This window comes from Metabacillus niabensis, from assembly GCF_020524345.1.
GTDB lineage: Bacteria > Bacillota > Bacilli > Bacillales > Bacillaceae > Metabacillus > Metabacillus niabensis_B.
In genome coordinates, this window is the sequence record NZ_JAIVLH010000013.1 from 15,023 (window position 1) to 33,615 (window position 18,593).

The window sequence follows — 18,593 nt, forward strand, 5'->3', positions numbered from 1 at the left end:
CTTTAATAAATTCAAAATAAAAATAGTATATTAACTTACGAGATTGTATGTTATATTAATAAAAAATTTAATAATTAATTTAAATAAGTGCTCACATTTGTGAGGTAAAAGGGAAACTAGTGAAAGTCTAGTACTGCCCCCGCAACTGTAAGAGCTGATGAAATTACAATACCACTGAGATATCGGGAAGGTGTAAGAGTAAAAAGAAGCTTAAGTCAGGAAACCTGCTTATTTAAACGACACTTGCTTTTCGGAGGGAGAAGTATAGGCGGGACAATGATACCTATTGTTTTTGTGTATTTAGTATGCTTTTTTTAATACTGCTATTTCACATGCCTGTATTCCTTTTAAAAGGAGTACAGGCATTTTTTATTTGGAGGTAAGCCTATGAAAAAGGGGAAAATTTTTGTTGTTGGCTTCGGTCCTGGTGATCGTGAGCATATTACAAATCGAGCTGTAGTTGCCTTGCAGCAAAGTGATTGTATTATCGGCTATAAAACATACGTTGAGCTAATTGAACATTTGGTCACAGCAAAATCGATTGTTAGTACGGGTATGACAGAAGAAGTGTCACGTGCACAGGATGCAGTAAAAAAAGCAGAAGCAGGTCAAATCGTTTCAGTCATTTCCAGCGGAGATTCAGGTGTTTATGGCATGGCTGGATTAGTGTATGAAGTGTTGATTGAGAAGGGGTGGAAAGAAAAAGATGGAATTGAGATAGAAATTGTACCGGGTATTTCAGCTATTAATTCTTGTGCGAGTTTATTGGGTGCTCCCGTCATGCATGACTCATGCACGATCAGTCTAAGTGATCATTTAACACCTTGGACTGTAATCGAAAAGCGCATTGAAGCAGCTGCGATGGCTGATTTCGTTATAGCTTTATATAATCCGAAGAGCGGTCGGCGAACACGCCAAATAGTAGAGGCACAACATATTCTATTAAAATATCGTTCTCCAGAAACACCTGTTGGTCTTGTGAAAAGTGCCTATCGTGCCAATCAAAATGTTGTGCTGACAACACTAAATGAAATGTTAGAACATGATATCGGAATGCTGACAACGGTGATAATTGGGAATTCTTCCACTTTCTTTTATGACAATAAAATCATTACACCTCGGGGTTATCAGCGTAAATATACGTTAGGTGAGGAAAAGCAGAGCTTAAAACCGCATCAGCGTTTGAAAAAGGAAGCCGAACCATGGGCATTAAATCAAGAAACAGGCGAAGCACAAGCTGGTTATGAACAAATTGATAGAAAAAAAGAGGATGTTAGCTCATTAGATTTAGCCTTAAAGGCCTTATCCTTGGTGTCAAAATCGGAAACAAAACCTCCGCAATTAGTGCAGCAGACGATCGAAGAAATATTTGAATTTGCTGTTTCACCTGGTGTTGCCAATAAATTTATTACCCCAAAGCAAATGAGCGTATTGGCAGAAACCATTGGCGAGACAGGCACCATGGAATATACACCAGATCATCGTTTTTTACTTAAAGTTCCAACTGATCAGCCCGAATCGATTGTAAAAAAACTTGAACATAATGATTTACTTGTCATGCCTGTAGGAGATGTTTTGAATCTAAAAGCTTGTGATTTTTGCTACGGTGAAAAAGCTGAATCTATTCCATATGCAGAAGAAATATCATCGAAATTGGGAGGCTTAAAGCTTCCAAAAGAATTACATATTGGTTTCAACGGTTGCGGGATGGCCTGTTATCGGGCTGTATTCGATGACATCGGGATTGTTTACCGCAAGAAAAAATTTGATTTATTTATTGGTGCAAAGCCGGTTGGCAGAACAGCACATGCTGCACAGCCAGTAGCAGAAGGAATTGAACCAGATCAGTTGCTGCCGTTATTAACGAAAATGATAGATGAGTATAAACAAAATGCCCATCCAAATGAACGTCTTTTTAAATATTTTAAACGTGTGAAAAGAATTCAAGATTTTACCTATCAGGATATGAGCTCCAAAATTGAAATCGAGCCGGCACCATGTGGAGATTAGGAGGATCACATGATTTTATTCTTAGCGGGCACAAGTGATGCAAGAGCATTAGCCATTCAATTGCAAAATCTAGGGTATCCCTTAATAGCAACAGTTGTTACAGAATCTGCAGCAGAAAGCTTACATGCAAAAGATATTCCTTATCAAGTCGGAAGGTTATCAATTGATGACATGATGGCAATGATTCAAAAGCAGAAGATGACCTGTGTCATCGATGCCAGCCATCCATATGCTGAAGAAGCGTCAAAAACCGCAATGGCAGCTGCAAATGCTTGTGATATCCCCTATATACGTTATGAAAGGCCAGAAGAACAATTTATTTCGCCTCTCATAACAGAAGTTGAAAGTTATGAAGAAGCAGCTAATTTAGCTAAATCTCATAAAGGGACCATCATGCTGACAACAGGTAGCAAAACATTGGAAGTATTCACCAAACACTTATTGCATGAAGATATCCGGCTTGTTTGCAGAATGCTCCCAAATGTAGGAAACATGGAAAAATGCAATCGTTTAGGTATAAAACAAAAAGACATTATTGCGATACAAGGACCATTTTCTGAATCTTTAAATAAAGCATTATGTGAGCAATACAATGTGACGCTGATGATTACAAAGGAAAGCGGCAAAGTCGGATCTGTTGATGAAAAAATGACAGCCGCTCTCCAATTAGGGATTCCTGTTATTTTAATCAAACGTCCAGCGATTAAATATGAAAACTTTTGTACTTCTTTTGAAGAAGTAACTCAATTATTGGGAGGTTATATTCTTGGCAAACACAAACTTTAATACCAAATTTATTCCTGTAACAGTAGATCCAGACAAAATTTATGATTACAGCTTTTCCATTATCAAAGAAGAAATGGGCGATCATCCATTTACAGATGAGCAATGGTTAGTTGTTCGGCGTGTCATTCACGCTTCGGCAGATTTTGAGTTAGGCCGCAGTATGATTTTTACATCGGATGCAATTGAGGCAGGGATTCAATCCATTTTAGCGGGTCGTCATGTAGTGGCGGATGTGCAAATGATCGAAAGTGGTTCAGGTCGTAAGAGATTCCAAAAGCATGGCGGGGACTTGCATTGTTATATTGCGGATGATGATGTCTCAAAGGAAGCAAAGGCACAAGGAACAACACGGGCTATAATTTCCATGCAAAAAGCAACGCGTTTACATCAAGGAGGAATTTATGCCATTGGCAATGCACCAACCGCGTTGCTGGAGTTAATTCGTTTAATAAAAGAAGGTGTGGCAAAACCGGATTTAATTATTGGAATGCCCGTCGGATTTGTATCAGCAGCAGAGTCGAAAGCGGAGTTAGCTGTTCTTGAAGGAATTCCATTTATTACGAACACAGGGAGAAAGGGTGGCAGTACAGTGACGGTCGCTGCACTTAATGCCATTTCGATTATGGCGGATGAACGAGCAAAAGAAACGAAATAAAAAAGATCCTTCACAAATGCGTCACGGCTACACGACAGGAGCTTGTGCAACAGCAATGACAAAGGCAGCACTGCAGGCTCTTGTCGTAAAAAAGGTACCAGAAGAAGTCACGATTTATTTACCGGTTGGTCAGTATGCAACATTTAAAGTAACAGCATATGAAGTATTAGATAACAGGGTAATGTGTGAAACAATCAAAGATGCCGGTGACGATCCTGATGCAACACATCAAGCTCGAATTCAGAGTACCGTCTGTTATTCAAAAGAAAAAGGTATTCATTTAGATGGCGGGATTGGTGTAGGGCGAGTGACAAAAGCTGGATTGCCTGTACCAGTTGGACAAGCAGCGATAAACCCCGTACCTCGTAAAATGATAAATGGTGTTGTAAAAGAAGCAATAGAAAAATATAAATTGGATTGCGGAATTGAAGTGGTCATTTCCGTACCTGACGGTGAAGAGATTGCTCAAAAAACATTGAATGGGCGTTTAGGCATTAACGGAGGAATTTCAATATTAGGTACGCGGGGAACAGTAGTACCATTTTCAAGTTCTGCGTATATGGCATCTATCGTACAAGCGATCAATGTAGCAAAAGAAGCAGGATGTGAGCATTTAGTCATTACAACAGGTGGACGAAGTGAAAAATATGCAATGCAACAGTATCCTCACCTACCAGAAGAAGCATTTATTGAAATGGGCGATTTTGTCGGTTTTACATTGAAAAATATTGCACGCAAGAAGATTCCTAGGGTCTCATTAGTAGGGATGATGGGGAAGTTCTCAAAAGTTGCCCAAGGCGTTATGATGGTTCACTCAAAAAGCGCACCGATAAGTTTTGAGTTTTTAGCAGGCCTTGCCAATAAAGTGGGTGTGGATGAAGAGACACAGCAGGAAATTTTACAGGCAAATACCGCTTCACAGGTGGGGGAAATGCTTCAAGGAAATGAAGCATTCTTTGCAACACTCTGCAAAAACTGTTGCTATTATGCGCTGAATCATATGAATACTGACATGATCGTGTCAACAACCTTGTACGCAATGAATGGAGATTGTTTAGGAAAGGCTGAGAACATTGATGAATTGGATGAAGATGATTGGTATAGGGGATAATGGCGCGGAAGGATTGCTTCCCCAATATGTTGACTGGATCAATGAATGTGATGTACTTGTAGGCGGAGAGCGTCATTTAGCATTTTTCCCGGAATTAAAAAAAGAGAAAAAAGTAATCAAAGGTGGTTTAACTGCATTAATAGCTGAATTAGAGCAAGAAACAAGGAATGTCGTTATTTTAGTATCCGGTGATCCACTGTTTTATGGGCTTGGCAGTTTACTTGCGAAAAAACTTTCAATAAAAATTTATCCATATACAAGCTCGATACAGCTCGCTTTTTCTAAAATGCAGGAAAGCTGGCAGGATGCGTTTATTGTCAGTTTGCATGGCCGCACCATTAAAGGATTTGCGCAAAAAATTGATGGTCGTAAAAAAGTTGCTGTTTTAACAGATGAAACAAATTCTCCTAATGCAATCGCAACGTATTTAAAGCGTTTTGGCATGACAGAATATGATGCCTTTGTTGCTGAAAATTTACAAGGTGAGAAGGAGCGCTGCCGCTTTTTCAATTTAGACGAAATGGAACAAAGCTCCTTTTCTCCATTGAATATTGTGATCTTAAGACAGCGCACAACGGTTGAACGCGCTTCTCTTGGAATTCCGGATGATGCTTTTCTTCAAAGGAAGCCAGATAAAGGACTCATTACGAAAAGAGAAATCCGGACACTTTGTCTGCAGGAGTTAGGACTTAAAGAGAATAGCATTGTATGGGATATAGGAACTTGCACAGGTTCAGTTGCGATTGAAGCAGCAAAAATAGCTCGGGAAGGTGCTGTATATGCAATTGAAAAAAATGAGGGTGACCTTGAAAACTGTCTGCAAAATCAATTAAAACACCGTACAGACTTTGTTGCAGTGCTGGGGAAAGCACCTGACCGTCTGGATGAATTTCCAGACCCACATGCAATTTTTATTGGTGGAAACGGTGGGAATATGGAGCACTTATTACAAACATGTATTTCACGATTGCAGCCCGATGGACGCCTGGTTATGAATATTGCAACGATCGAAAACCTGGCAGAAGCACTACAGCATCTAAAAATATTAGGATGTGAAGTAACAATATTACAAGCACAACTTTCAAAAAGTAAGCCAATCTTACATTTAACACGTTTTGAACCCTTAAATCCAATCTATATAGTGACAGCAAAGAAAGGAAAAGAAGAATGAAAATAGGAACTTTATATGGATTAGGTGTTGGACCGGGAGACCCGGAATTAATCACCGTTAAAGCATTTCGCAAATTGCAGGAAAGCCCGGTCATCGCCTATCCCAAAAAATTAAAGGGTAGTAAATCTTATGCCCATCGTATTGTTGAAGTATATATTAATCCAGCGGAAAAAGAGATGCTTGGCTTGATATTCCCCATGACAAAGGATGAGGATACCCTCCGTACAGAATGGACGAAATCTGCGGAAGCAATTTATGGCTATTTAGTACAAGGAAAAGATGTAGCTTTTGTAACAGAAGGGGATCCGATGCTGTTCAGCACATTTATTCATTTAATGAACCTAATGAAATCGATGTACCCTGATGTTCCAATTGAAACGGTAGCAGGTATTTCTTCATTGAATGGTTCTGTTAATCGTTTAGGGATTGCATTGGCCGATGGAGATGATTATGTGGCCATGATACCTGCTACAGAGGATATGGAAGAAATGCGCCGAGTGATTGAAACTCACGATGGGATTGTCTTTATCAAAGTAGCAAAAGTATTAGACGCAATGCTCAATCTATTAGAGGAAATGAATTTATTAGAAAAAGCACATGTGGTTACAAAAGTTACATCTGATGAAGAGGTCATTTGGAAGATCAATGAGCTTCAGGGTGCAGAATTAAATTACTTGTCATGTATGGTGGTGCGCAAATAATGAAGAAAATTTGGATTATCGGAGCAGGTCCGGGAGATCCGGATTTAATTACGGTGAAAGGTTTAAAGCTATTAAAAGAAGCGGATGTTGTGATGTATACCGATTCACTTGTAAGCGAAACGTTAGTAGCGGAAGCGAAGGAGTCAGCTGAAATAATCCGCACAGCAGGGATGCATCTCCAGGAAATGGTGGATTGTATCGTCGATCGTGTTCACGCAGGCAAAAAGGTTGTTCGTTTACATACAGGCGACCCCGCGATGTACGGGGCAACGATGGAGCAAGTAGCATTATTGAAGCAACATGAGATTAGCTATGAAGTTGTTCCGGGCGTAAGTTCTGTTTTTGCATCTGCAGCAGCTGTTGGCGCAGAACTGACGATTCCTGATTTAACCCAAACGCTTATTTTAACACGAGCTGAAGGGCGGACACCGGTGCCTGAGCGTGAAAAATTACAGGCACTGGCAAGCCATCACTGTACAATTGCCATGTTTTTAAGTGCAACATTAACAAAGAAAATCACCAAAGAACTGCAGGCTGCAGGCTGGAGAGATGATACACCAGTTGCTGTTGTGCAGCGTGCTTCATGGCCTGATCAAAAAATTGTGCGAACAACACTGGCTGAATTAGATGAAGCAATGCGTGTTAATGGAATACGCAAACATGCGATGATTCTGGCAGGCTGGGCATTAGACCCGCAAATCCATGAAAAAAAGTATCGTTCGAAGCTATATGATAAAACCTTTACTCATGGCTTCCGCAAAGGTGTGAAGGAAAATGATTAGTTTATGTGAAGGAGAAATTCCTGTAATTGTAAAGCGAAAACCTTATGCACTGGTTGCGATCACGAAACATGGAGTGGCACATGCAAGAAGCTACGCGGAAAAATTTCCGTATGCAGATTTATATTATATGAAGAAATTCGAACAGGGCGATGAAGACATGCGTCAAATTCAGTTATTTGATGGAACGGTCCGTTTATTACTTCCTGCTTTGTTCCAGCAATATAAAGGCATCATTTGCATCATTTCCCTAGGTGCTGTCGTACGCATGATTGCCCCGCTATTAATTGATAAAAAGAAAGATCCTGCAGTGTTAGTAGTGGATGATAAAGGACAATATGTCATCAGCGTATTATCGGGTCATATTGGAGGTGCCAATGCCTTAACACATGAATTTGCCCATGCGATCGATGCTGTACCCGTGATTACAACCGCATCAGATGTTCAAAAAACGATCCCAGTTGATTTATTTGGCGCCCAATTTGGGTGGATATGGGATTGTGAAGAAAAGCTAACACCTGTTAGTGCATCGGTAGTTAATGAAGAGCATGTTGCGATCGTGCAGGAAACAGGAGAAAAAAATTGGTGGATGCACAAATGCTCAATGCCTGAGAATTTAATCATTTATCCAACGATCGAAGAAGCAACCAAAGCGAAGCCCCAAGCGGCACTGATTATTACAGATCGATTAATTGAGGCACATGAAGAGGTACTGCTTGAAAAAGGAGTTATCTATCGACCAAAATCAATTGTACTAGGTATAGGCTGTAATCGTGGTACAACAATGGCAGAGATTGAACTAGTCATAGATGAAACATTATCAGAGCTTTGTTTAAGTAAAAAAAGTGTCAAAGCAATTGCGACCATTGATTTAAAGAAAAACGAAACAGGTCTGCTTGAATTAACAGCTAAACATAACTGGCATTTTGTCACGTACACCCCAGATCAGCTAAATGAAATTAAGACGCAAAACCCATCGGAAACCGTCTTTAAATATACAGGTGCATATGGGGTCAGTGAACCGGCCGCATTGCGGTATGCGAAGGCAAAGGAGTTACTGCTGGAGAAAAAGAAAAGTGGAAATGTGACTATATCCATTGCACGCGTCAACTTTGAGGAGGAAATACGATGAATCGATTTGTTCTGGCCGGCACTGGTAGCGGTGTAGGAAAAACAACGTTAACAATCGGTATCATGAGTGTACTTATGAAGCGGGGTTTAATCGTTCAGGGCTTTAAATGCGGACCAGATTATATAGACCCAACCTATCATACTGCTGTTACACAACGACCTTCTCGTAATATTGATAGTTTCATGATGTCCCATGAAACTGTTCGCGCCATAGTTGCAAGAGCGAGCCAGGATGCAGATGCAGCTATTATTGAAGGAGTCATGGGCTTTTATGATGGCAAATCACCATTAACAAATGAAGGATCTGCTGCTCATATTAGCGAGATTACAAACAGCCCTGTCATTTTAATTGTTAATGCGGCAAGTATGGCAAGAAGTGCGGCTGCGATCGTCAAAGGATTTCAAATGTTAGATGAAAATTCAACGATTGTTGGTGTTATTGCTAATCAGTTAGGAAGTAAAAGTCATTTTGATATTGTTAAAGCAGCGATTGAACAAGAATGTGGAATTCCAGTCATTGGTTATTTACCAAAAGGAGCTGTACCAATGATGCCAAGCCGTCATCTGGGGTTAGTTCCAGCCATTGAACGAGGCGATTTAAATTCCTATTTTGATAGACTCTCAGAAGCCATCGAAGCGACAGTGGATATTGAACAACTGCTAGAAATAACAAAAACACAATCATTGGAAGTCTCTGCATCTATTTTTGATAGAAAGCCGCAAGAACAAGAAGTACATATTGCAGTGGCAAAGGATGCTGCTTTTAACTTCTATTATGAAGAAAATTTGGAATTACTCCGTGCTTATGGTGCTACATTGCATTACTTCTCTCCATTACAAAATGAGGAAGTTCCTGAAAAAGCGCAGGGGCTGTATTTTGGCGGCGGGTTCCCGGAAGAGTTTGCTAAAATCTTAGCGAAAAATGAAAAAACGATGCAATCAATAAGAGCAGCGCTTAAGCGAGGGTTGCCAACATTAGCGGAGTGCGGCGGTTTTATGTATTTAACAGAGGAAATTGTGAATCGTCAAGGACAGGTATTCCCGATGCTCGGGATGATACCGGGACGTGTGCGAATGCAGGATAAATTAGCGGCACTTGGCTACCGGGAAATTACAGGTGTTCCGGGCAACTTTCTAATTAATGAAGAGGAGCAGGCAAAAGGGCATGAGTTCCATTACTCAACATATGAGGGGAAGTATACATCACCTGCTTATTTTAGTAAAGGCCGTTTTCGTGCTCAACAGGAAGGATACCTACATAAAAATATTGTTGCTGGATATACACATTTTCATTTTGCTTCGAATCCACAGCTTGTGAAAAATTGGCTGACAGCATGTTTGGAGGTAAACAATGAATTATTTCCCACTATTAATGAATATTGACTATAAAAAGGTTGTTGTTGTTGGGGGAGGAGAAGTAGCACGTCAAAAGGTGGAGGCACTATTGCCAACAAAGGCGCTGGTAACAGTGATAAGCCCAGTGGTAACTGAAAAATTGCAGCACTATATTAATGAAGGACATGTGACATGGAAAGAAAAAGTATTTGATGCTGCTGATTTAGATGATGCAGCTTTGATTTTCGCGGTTACAAATGACGAAGAGGTTAACACTGCCGTAGAAGAAGCGGCCCAGCATTGGCAATTACTCAACCGTGCGGATGCTAAAGGACGTGTCGATTTCATCAATCCAGCAGTCGTTCGCCGCGGTGATTTCGTGTTGACTGTATCAACTTCTGGAGCAAGTCCAGGACTAACACGCCAAGTAAAGGCGGATTTAGAAGAGCAATTTGGAGGACATTACGCTCAGTATGTTTCTTTTTTAAAGGAAGCACGTCAGCGAATTTTACAATTGTTTACGAGGGATACGAAAAAACAGCTATTAGCAGAGCTACTGGATCCACAGTTAGAACAATGGATGGAGCAAGGTGAAAAACAAAAATGTGAAGAGTGGCTGCAACAGCGAATAGGAGAAAAACAGTGAGCGGATTTGTATATATTGTAGGAGCTGGTCCTGGTGATCCAAAACTATTGACGATTCGTGGACTGGAGTGCATTCAGCAAGCAGATGTGATTTTATATGACCGTCTGGTGAATGTTGAATTATTAAACCATGCGAAAGCAGACGCCGAGCTGATTTATTGTGGAAAAGAACCAGGCAGGCATGGACTGATTCAAGATGAAATTCATCGTGTACTAGTGGAACAAGCTAACCTTGACAAGCAGGTTCTCCGCTTAAAAGGCGGTGACCCATTTGTCTTTGGACGTGGGGCGGAAGAAGCAGCGATTTTAAGGCAAGCAGATATTCCATTTGAAATCGTGCCAGGTATTACAGCTGGAATTGCGGCGCCTGCTTATGCGGGGATTCCTGTCACACATCGTGATCATGCTGCAAGCTTTGCGATTGTGACAGGTCATGGCCGCCCTGAAAAGGAGCAGGATTATTTAAATTGGTCCGCGCTTGCTCAAATCGATACGGTTGCCTTTTATATGAGCATTGGCAATATCGCACATATTACGAAAAGCTTAATAACCTCTGGAAAGAGTGAAACAACCCCTGTTGCCGTTATTGAATGGGGAACAACCAAAAATCAGCGTACGATTACAGGCAATCTCTCCACGATTGCACAAGATATTCAAATACATCGTATCACGAATCCAGCCATGATATTAGTTGGCGAAGTGGTTCGGGTGCGTGATCAAATTACCTGGTTTAGAGAAAAGGAGCATGAATTATGTTAGATGCATTAAAAAAACGCCGTGCGATTCGCCAATTTAAAACGTGTGAAGTGGAACGTGACAAAATCGAGACATTACTAGAAGCCGCAACGTATGCACCAAATGACCGTATGCGTGAGCCCTGGCATTTTTACGTATTACAAGGAGACAGCTTAAAACGTTATGAGCAGGTGGCGCTGGATTATTTACAAAAGCGTTTCCCAACAAAACCACACTTAGTGGAAAGCTCAATAGAAGCCATGAAAAAAACTCCTCTTGTCATTGTGGTGACATCTGCCATTGTTGATCACGATGAAGGTGCAACAAAAGATAATACCTTTGCCGTCAGCAGTGCGATTATGTCGATGTGGTTAATGGCCGAACACCTGGGGTTAGGAATGGTATGGCGTACACGAGGTGTAGGCTTAGTTCATGAAACAGCATTACATCAATTTATTGGTGCATCGGATGAGGAGCAATTAATCGGGACGTTATGTATTGGGTATCCTGCAGAAGAAATTACTACCGAAAAAAAGCGTACTCCATTTGCAGAAAAAACAACTTGGTTATAAGAAGGTTTGGACATGGCAGAAAAACAGGTGATGCATTTTGCCTATAAAGGCAACCGAAATGGGGCTACAATGAAGATTTCCATCTTAATATGGTAAGAGCTAGGCAAAAGAAACCCTGTCATGCGGTGACCAGAGTATTTGGCAAGTGATACTCAGAAAGCGTCAATCATTGCAGCCCTGTATATCAGTTATGGTACAAGTTGAGTCATCTAAAAGATTTATATGTAGTAAGGGTAGCTGATGCAAACACAAAAAGAATTGCCATTTAGTTGTGAAAATTGAGGAGAAATTCAATGATAAAACAATCCCCTTTACAATTTGATTTTGAAAAGCTGTGGAAAGAAGGCATGTTAGACTGGCATGGCAAAATGCCAGAAAGAATGATTGATGATGAGTTGGAAGAAGCATATTGGGCTGAGTCCATGAAGAAAAAAACATACAAGCAAACTGATGAATATGCAAAAAAAATTTACGAAAAAATGAAACAGCATATTCCGCAAAATTCTACTTGTATTGAAATTGGACCCGGATGGGGCAACTATACCTTCCAACTCCATAAAGATGTAAAAAGTTTAACGTTGGTTGATGGTTCTGAAAGTGTACTGACTTACTTAAAACAATACTTTGAAAACGATGAGAATGTTCAGTTCGTTCATAGTAAATGGGAAGAAGAGCAGATTGAGGAACATGATGTTGTTTTGGGGGTGAACTGCTTTTATCGTATGTATGAAATGAATGCGGCCCTGAAGAAAATGAACAGGCTTGCCAAGAAGCGCGCCATTATTGGCTTAACAACAGGACCTATTCAGCCGCATTACATACTATTAGATGAGCAGTTTGGCTATGACATTAAATACCCTCGCCGTGATTATATTACCATTGTCAATATGCTGTATCAGTTGGGGATTTATGCAAATTGTGAAATGATCAAGCTGGAGCGTGAGTATCGTTATGATACAATGCAGCAATTATATGAAGCACAAAGCAAAAAAATCTTATCATCTCGGTTTCATATGGCACATGTAAAAGAATCTCTCGAACGCTTTATAGTAATGGAGGGTGGCCAGTATGTTTACCGGTATCCATTCTATGCTGCGATTATTAGTTGGGACCCTGTGAGATTAAATGACTAAATACCGTTTTGACATGACTAATATGGGTACAAGATGATGGAAAAGGGGGAGATCACACTTTATGACAACCTGGAATTTAACGCAAATGCAGCGTCACTTACTCATTTGCAATGGAGCAACCTGTATGGGAGCAGGAGCTGAGGAGGTCACGCAGCAAATCCGAGACGAAATCCGAAAAAACCGTTTAGATGAGCATATTCATACATCCCGTACACGGTGTAACGGTCGCTGTAAAGATAAATGCGTCGTAATTGATTACCCAAAAGGGACATGGTATTCGGTTCAACATGAAGAAACTGCACGAGATATTGTTCATGAAGAAGTTAAAGAAGATGCAATCATTTATTCAATGGAACAAGGTGTGCGGAAACGCAGAAAAGAGCGCATAAAAGGAATTGAAAAATACAAAAAAGGTAATTCACCGATGAAAAAAGCTGTATTATTTGTTGGACACGGCAGCAGGCTTGAGGCAGGAAATATAGAAGTTCGAGAATTTGTAGGGCAAATGAAAGAATCCATTGATCCAGCCTTTTTAGTAGAAACCTGTTTTTTAGAATTTGCTTCACCAAATATAGAAGATGGGATTCAGTTGTGTATCGAAAAAGGTGCAGATGAAATCCATGTCATTCCAATCATTTTATTACATGCAGGACACTCAAAACTACACATTCCTGCAGAAATTGAACATGCGAAAGAGCATTTCCCAGATGTTCGATTTACCTATGGCCAAACGATAGGTGTTCATGATGAAGTGTTTGAAATTTTAAAAACAAGACTTACTGAAGCTGGTTTTGATGTGGATCAAAAGCATGAGGACACAGCAATTTTATTAATTGGACGAGGCGGCAGCGATCCATATGCAAATGGTGATTTTTATAAAATCAGCAGATTATTGTGGGAGAAATTACATGTACCTATTGTTGAAAGTGCCTTTATGGGGGTCACCACGCCAACTGTGCAGGATGGGATGGAACGATGCATTAAATTAGGTGCAAAGAAAATTATCATGCTGCCATATTTTTTATTTACGGGAATTTTAATGGAAAGAATGAACAAAATGGCAGAACAGTTTAAGGAGATTTATCCGTATGTAACAATTGATATTGCTCAGTATTTTGGTTATCATCCAAAGTTAAGAACGGTACTGTTGGAACGAATGAATCAGGCCATAAACGGTACTTCCACTGGAATGAAAGATTTAGAAAATTTCCGTAAATATGCGGAAGAACATGGGTATGAACATCATCACCATCACCATAATTAGAGGAAAGACAACCGGATTTGTTTGATATCCGGTTTTTCATGTTGTACCTACTTGGATGTCTGCAAAAGTGTTGTCGTACCGGTCTTTTTTCCGGCTATTCTCTCGGAACAAACATAAAGCGTCTTTATATATATCTTGAGAAATAAGTGTATACTAATCTAAGAGTGGTATAGGTATAGCCTACTTTTTTCTTTTATACAGTTTTCCATCTTTTATTCTATATAATGACCTTTTCTCTCGTGAAAAACACCTCCAAGTATCGTGATATATTAAACGATTCAGGAGGTGTTTACTTGTCTTAATTATCTAAATCTCTCCAAAGCAATACAGTAGGTAGGTTGATGTTAAAAGATAAATATAATTTCTTTACATTTTGTCAATCATGTTGGTAGTGCTTATCTTAATACGAAAGGAAGAGGAAATATTGATCGCCATCTTTATTCTACTTGTTGTTATGTGTGTATGTTTACTTCTAATAATAACCTTAGATATAAGTCAAGGATTTAATGCCTTGATGATACTAAATATACTGAAAGATCAAATGGAATTATTCAAAGGAGAAGATATAGTATTATTAGTTATCTTTTTGTCAATATATACATACGCGTTCTTTTCATATATAAAGTCAGAAAAGTAAGTGCTTTCTTTATGTGCTTTGTGCTTTGTATGGCTTCTTCAAAATCTTCTCTTTCATTAACAATGTGAGTAATAACGAAAATGGAATCACTATTTGAAACGGTATATGTAAGTAATAAGGAACTATATCCAACCCTTCCTTCAAATGTTCTTGATAGGTAGATGCTATAATAATCGAAAAAAACAGTATCATTCCACCTACTGAGTAATTTATTACTACATGGGGTTTCATTGAAAACAATTGGTTTATCCCCATTACACCACAAAAGAAAAAAGTAGTTATTTTCACAAAACCTAAGATGACCATTAATGTAATAATAAAAGGATCTAACCTTTGAATAAAGTCACCTATGTTTATATTTGAAACCGCTGTAAGTGAAGGGAAAGCAGATCGAATAATAAGATCTGGTCCAATCACACAAATAAGCATAAGCATATTAAATGTAAGATATAGTCCCGTACAAGCAATGGCGAATAGTCCTGTCTTCATCACTTTTTTCTTATTGTTAATATAGGGGAGAAGCATCGTAAATGTAATAAGTTCTCCATACGGGACAGTTATGCCGAGAGGAAATACCTCATGTATTATCGGTTTCAAGCCATTACTTAATACAGGAACGATGTTATCAGGTGTTATGTATCCTCCAATCACATACATTGTATTAATTACGAACAGGGAAACTAACATGATGACAAAACAGATAACAGCCACTCTTGAAAATACCTCTATCCCCAAGTTAACCGCATATATTAATACAAGTATAATACAAATTCCAAGTGTAGTCATGGATGTTCTAAAATATGGAGAAATGACTAACATTTCTAAGAAATCCCGAAGTACTCGAGCAGCAATGTATATAAAATAGATAATATAAAAAAAACCAACTATAGATCCCAGATATTTCCCCCAAATAATCTTGGTATATTCTATCAATGATTTGTCGGGGAACTTCGTAAATAGATAATAGTACAAATAAAACACTGCTCCGCCAAACAATGGTGAAATAAGAGATACTAGCCAAGCATCTTGCATGGCTCCGCTGCCTATGTCTAACAAAACCGCAGTGCCGAATAAAAACAATACCATCATACAAAAAAATGGAATTTGGCCAATTTGAATCTTTGGCATTGGTTTTCACTCCTTTCATTTCATCTCAAAAGTATTCGTTCGCATTCCGGTATTCGATATCTTTGAATTGATATTAATTGAGAAGGAGGCTTTCGAAAATAAATCATCCCACTCTTTTTTGTGTTTTTCCCAATACTTAGGGTTGCTTTTAGAAAGCTTTTCACCAAATCCAAAAACATCTGTTTGTTCTTTTTGGACTGTTTCCATTACTTGATTCATTTGCGATTTAACCTCTTCTTCAAGAGTCTCTTCTAATCTTTCGATTGTCTTAGGGTCCTCTAGATCCATATTGCAATTAAAATCACTAACGTCTGCTGGAAGAACTATATCTATCGTTAATAAAATTTCACTATTCTTAACTTTTGTTGTTAACGTAGAGCTAATGCCTCGAGTTGTTAATGTTAATTTTTCTTTATTACTACCAGAATCAATTTGTGAACAAGAAAATGGAAAAGTAGTACTCTTACTTTCTGATAAGATCATTTGAGCTGTTCTTGCTTGTTCACCATCTAACCAGCGAACTAAGCGATCATTTTTAAATAATCCTACTCCATTAACTTCGATAACAGACGGTGTCATTTTCTCTAAATTCTGGCTTTGACTCTCTCCTTCTTTAGGTTTACTATGACTTATGCCCGTAATGATTGGGTCTTTTCCTTCTGATGAGAACAAATGGACAAGCTCATATATAGGTATTAAATCTCCAATTCCATACATTTTTTTGTTGTTTTCTGTTGTACTTATCATGCTTTTAGTAGGGTTTGACTCAATAGGTTCTACCACTTCCAAAACTTCCTCGGCAGACATGCCTCTCGAAATGAATACTAATACACTTGATCTGGTTTGCTTCGCACGTTCAAAAGAATCGAGTAAAGGATAAATACCTTCTCTTGCTTGTTCTTCTCCTATTATGAGGAGGGAAAGATGTGATGTTATAATTTCTCTCGGGATAATAGCGGAGGATTTTCGATATGCATCGTTCAAAGTTTCTCCTTCTACAGGATAATTAATTAAGGGTAAACCAGGTGAATTACCTCCTATTTTGGTTAATTGTCCTGGGTTTACTACTTGAAAGGTCACACGATACCCATCCTCTTTTCCTTTGTCTACTCCTATTGAAATGATTGCAGCTAGGTTATTAAGTTCTCTATAATTTGAACAACTGGATAACAACAAACATATCAAACTCAACAAAATTTTCTTCATAGGCTTTCCTTTCAGTAAGTTAAGAATCATTTGACTTTTTGGAAGAGGAAAGGTGCTCTTGTTCTTTTTCCATTGATGAATAGGATGTTCGGATAAAACTATCCTTTAGTCCATCTATTTCCAAAGGTGCAAAGGGAGCGAAGTAAGGTTTCCCAAATGATCTTAAACTACTTAAATGTAATAAAAAAGTGAGTGTCATTAATAACACACCTAATAGCCCAATAAAGGCAGAACTAATTAAGAATAAAAAACGTAAAATCCGTGCTAAATTCATAGTGCTCGTACTCGGGAGAGTGAAACTACTGATTGCTGACGTTGCAACAATAATTACCACTGCGGCCGATACAAACCCAGCATCCACTGCAGCTTGTCCCAAGATAAGTGCTCCAACAATCGAAACAGCGGGACCGATAGCCCTAGGCATTCGTATACCTGCTTCTCGTAAAATTTCAAATGCGATTTCCATTAAAAGTATTTCAAACACCGCAGGAAAGGGAATTTTTTCTCGTTGGGCCATTAAAGAAACAAGTAAGGTAGTTGGGATTAAGCCCTGATGATGAGTGGTTAAAGCTAGATATAAAGATGATGCATATAAATTAATAATAAATGTTACTACTCTTAGTGTTCTCACAAGGGAACTATAATAAAAATTGTTATAATAATCTTCAGGTGTATGAAAGAACGAAATAAAATTCACTGGACAAATTAGTACAAAAGGAGTTCCATTAATAAAAATGGCTATCCTTCCTTCTGTTAAGTTTCCTGCTACAATATCAGGCCGTTCTGTATTTATTAATTGAGGTAAGATTGTTTTTTTATTGTCCTGAATGAGTTCTTCTATATAGTTTGATTCAAGCACCCGATCAATTTTTATTTTTTTGATTCGCGAGTAAACTTCATTGACTATTGCTTTGTCTGCAATTCCTTCTATATACATGATCATCACATCTGTCTTCGTAACAGATCCTACTTTAGTGCTTAATACTCTTAAATTCTTATTTTGAATTCTAAAACGAACAAGTGATATATTTTGACTAATATTTTCATTGAAACTATCTTTTGGCCCTCTAATCACAGTTTGGCTTGTCGGTTCACTAATAGATCGTGATTCTAATTTTTGTGTGTTTGATACGATTGCTTTCTTTTCTTTATCAATTAAAATAATCGTATTCCCAGATAGAATTGAAGATATAAGTTTATCCCAAGAATAGATCGTTGAAGTTTTTGTAAGGATAATATTATTCATGATGGTACTTATTTGATCTGGTTCTATAGTTAGTTGACGATTACAGATTTTAATTATTGGGTCCAATATATGATCGTTAACTTTTTGTTCATCAACAATACCATCAAGATGAATGATCGCGATATTATTTTGATTATTATGTTGATTTACTATTCTGATGGAAAGATCACTACTGATTCCGAATTCATCTTTTAAGTGATCAAGATTAACTTGAAGATCCTCATCAATGTTTATGATTTTATCAGCAGCTAAATGGCGATTCTTATCCTTCAAGTGTAAATTCACCTCATTATCTGTTTAACACCAATAAAAGTAATTGGGAAATAGGCGTACTAGAACCACATCTGT

The 18,593-nt window shown here is 38.6% G+C and carries 17 protein-coding genes and 1 riboswitch; of the genes, 14 read left to right on the plus strand and 3 right to left on the minus strand.

The window, feature by feature from the left end:
* The first annotated feature begins 68 nt into the window (after positions 1-68).
* Positions 69-247: riboswitch (cobalamin riboswitch) on the plus strand.
* 140 nt (positions 248-387) lie between these two features.
* The 14 genes from cobJ to LC095_RS15010 all read left to right on the plus strand — a co-directional run bounded on the left by cobJ (position 388) and on the right by LC095_RS15010 (position 14,028).
* A complete protein-coding gene (gene cobJ, locus LC095_RS14945; RefSeq protein WP_226528904.1) occupies positions 388-2,010 on the plus strand; it encodes a precorrin-3B C(17)-methyltransferase in 1,623 nt (540 codons plus the stop codon).
* Positions 2,011-2,019: 9 nt separating this feature from the next.
* Positions 2,020-2,796, plus strand: coding sequence for a precorrin-6A reductase (gene cobK / locus LC095_RS14950; protein ID WP_226528905.1), 777 nt, complete (start codon positions 2,020-2,022; stop codon positions 2,794-2,796).
* Positions 2,777-3,451, plus strand: a complete 675-nt coding sequence (locus LC095_RS14955; RefSeq protein ID WP_226528906.1) for a precorrin-8X methylmutase — start codon at positions 2,777-2,779, stop codon at positions 3,449-3,451. The genes cobK and LC095_RS14955 overlap by 20 nt, the downstream gene beginning before the upstream one ends.
* Positions 3,426-4,562: a cobalt-precorrin-5B (C(1))-methyltransferase gene (locus LC095_RS14960; RefSeq protein WP_226529032.1), complete on the plus strand. Its 1,137-nt coding sequence runs from the start codon at positions 3,426-3,428 to the stop codon at positions 4,560-4,562. The genes LC095_RS14955 and LC095_RS14960 overlap by 26 nt, the downstream gene beginning before the upstream one ends.
* Positions 4,537-5,733 (plus strand): precorrin-6y C5,15-methyltransferase (decarboxylating) subunit CbiE, encoded by a 1,197-nt coding sequence (gene cbiE / locus LC095_RS14965; RefSeq protein WP_226529033.1) that lies wholly within the window; start codon positions 4,537-4,539, stop codon positions 5,731-5,733. Before LC095_RS14960 ends, cbiE begins: the two co-directional genes overlap by 26 nt.
* Positions 5,730-6,434: a precorrin-2 C(20)-methyltransferase gene (cobI, locus tag LC095_RS14970; RefSeq protein ID WP_226528907.1), complete on the plus strand. Its 705-nt coding sequence runs from the start codon at positions 5,730-5,732 to the stop codon at positions 6,432-6,434. Before cbiE ends, cobI begins: the two co-directional genes overlap by 4 nt.
* Positions 6,434-7,216, plus strand: a complete 783-nt coding sequence (gene cobM / locus LC095_RS14975; RefSeq protein WP_226528908.1) for a precorrin-4 C(11)-methyltransferase — start codon at positions 6,434-6,436, stop codon at positions 7,214-7,216. Before cobI ends, cobM begins: the two co-directional genes overlap by 1 nt.
* Positions 7,209-8,345: a cobalt-precorrin 5A hydrolase gene (locus LC095_RS14980; RefSeq protein ID WP_226528909.1), complete on the plus strand. Its 1,137-nt coding sequence runs from the start codon at positions 7,209-7,211 to the stop codon at positions 8,343-8,345. The genes cobM and LC095_RS14980 overlap by 8 nt, the downstream gene beginning before the upstream one ends.
* A complete protein-coding gene (locus LC095_RS14985) occupies positions 8,342-9,727 on the plus strand; it encodes a cobyrinate a,c-diamide synthase (RefSeq protein ID WP_226528910.1) in 1,386 nt (461 codons plus the stop codon). Before LC095_RS14980 ends, LC095_RS14985 begins: the two co-directional genes overlap by 4 nt.
* Positions 9,696-10,325: a bifunctional precorrin-2 dehydrogenase/sirohydrochlorin ferrochelatase gene (locus tag LC095_RS14990; protein WP_226528911.1), complete on the plus strand. Its 630-nt coding sequence runs from the start codon at positions 9,696-9,698 to the stop codon at positions 10,323-10,325. The genes LC095_RS14985 and LC095_RS14990 overlap by 32 nt, the downstream gene beginning before the upstream one ends.
* Positions 10,322-11,083 (plus strand): uroporphyrinogen-III C-methyltransferase, encoded by a 762-nt coding sequence (gene cobA / locus LC095_RS14995; RefSeq protein ID WP_226528912.1) that lies wholly within the window; start codon positions 10,322-10,324, stop codon positions 11,081-11,083. The genes LC095_RS14990 and cobA overlap by 4 nt, the downstream gene beginning before the upstream one ends.
* The gene (locus LC095_RS15000) at positions 11,077-11,631 is read left to right on the plus strand and encodes a nitroreductase (protein ID WP_226528913.1); all 555 of its coding nucleotides are present in this window, start codon (positions 11,077-11,079) and stop codon (positions 11,629-11,631) included. The genes cobA and LC095_RS15000 overlap by 7 nt, the downstream gene beginning before the upstream one ends.
* 293 nt (positions 11,632-11,924) lie before the next feature.
* Positions 11,925-12,764, plus strand: coding sequence for a class I SAM-dependent methyltransferase (locus LC095_RS15005; RefSeq protein WP_226528914.1), 840 nt, complete (start codon positions 11,925-11,927; stop codon positions 12,762-12,764).
* Between the two features lie 61 nt (positions 12,765-12,825).
* Positions 12,826-14,028, plus strand: a complete 1,203-nt coding sequence (locus LC095_RS15010; protein WP_226528915.1) for a CbiX/SirB N-terminal domain-containing protein — start codon at positions 12,826-12,828, stop codon at positions 14,026-14,028.
* A gap of 646 nt (positions 14,029-14,674) precedes the next feature.
* Here the strand turns inward: LC095_RS15010 and LC095_RS15015 are convergent.
* The 3 genes from LC095_RS15015 to LC095_RS15025 are packed head-to-tail and all read right to left on the minus strand — an operon-like array spanning position 14,675 to position 18,518.
* The gene (locus tag LC095_RS15015; RefSeq protein WP_226528916.1) at positions 14,675-15,793 is read right to left on the minus strand and encodes a GerAB/ArcD/ProY family transporter; all 1,119 of its coding nucleotides are present in this window, start codon (positions 15,791-15,793) and stop codon (positions 14,675-14,677) included.
* A 15-nt stretch (positions 15,794-15,808) separates the two neighbouring features.
* Complete coding sequence (locus LC095_RS15020; RefSeq protein ID WP_226528917.1) at positions 15,809-17,029, minus strand: Ger(x)C family spore germination protein; 1,221 nt, start codon at positions 17,027-17,029, stop codon at positions 15,809-15,811.
* On the minus strand, positions 17,019-18,518 hold the full coding sequence (locus LC095_RS15025) for a spore germination protein (protein ID WP_226528918.1): 1,500 nt from the start codon (positions 18,516-18,518) through the stop codon (positions 17,019-17,021). The genes LC095_RS15020 and LC095_RS15025 overlap by 11 nt, the downstream gene beginning before the upstream one ends.
* Positions 18,519-18,593: the final 75 nt, after the last annotated feature.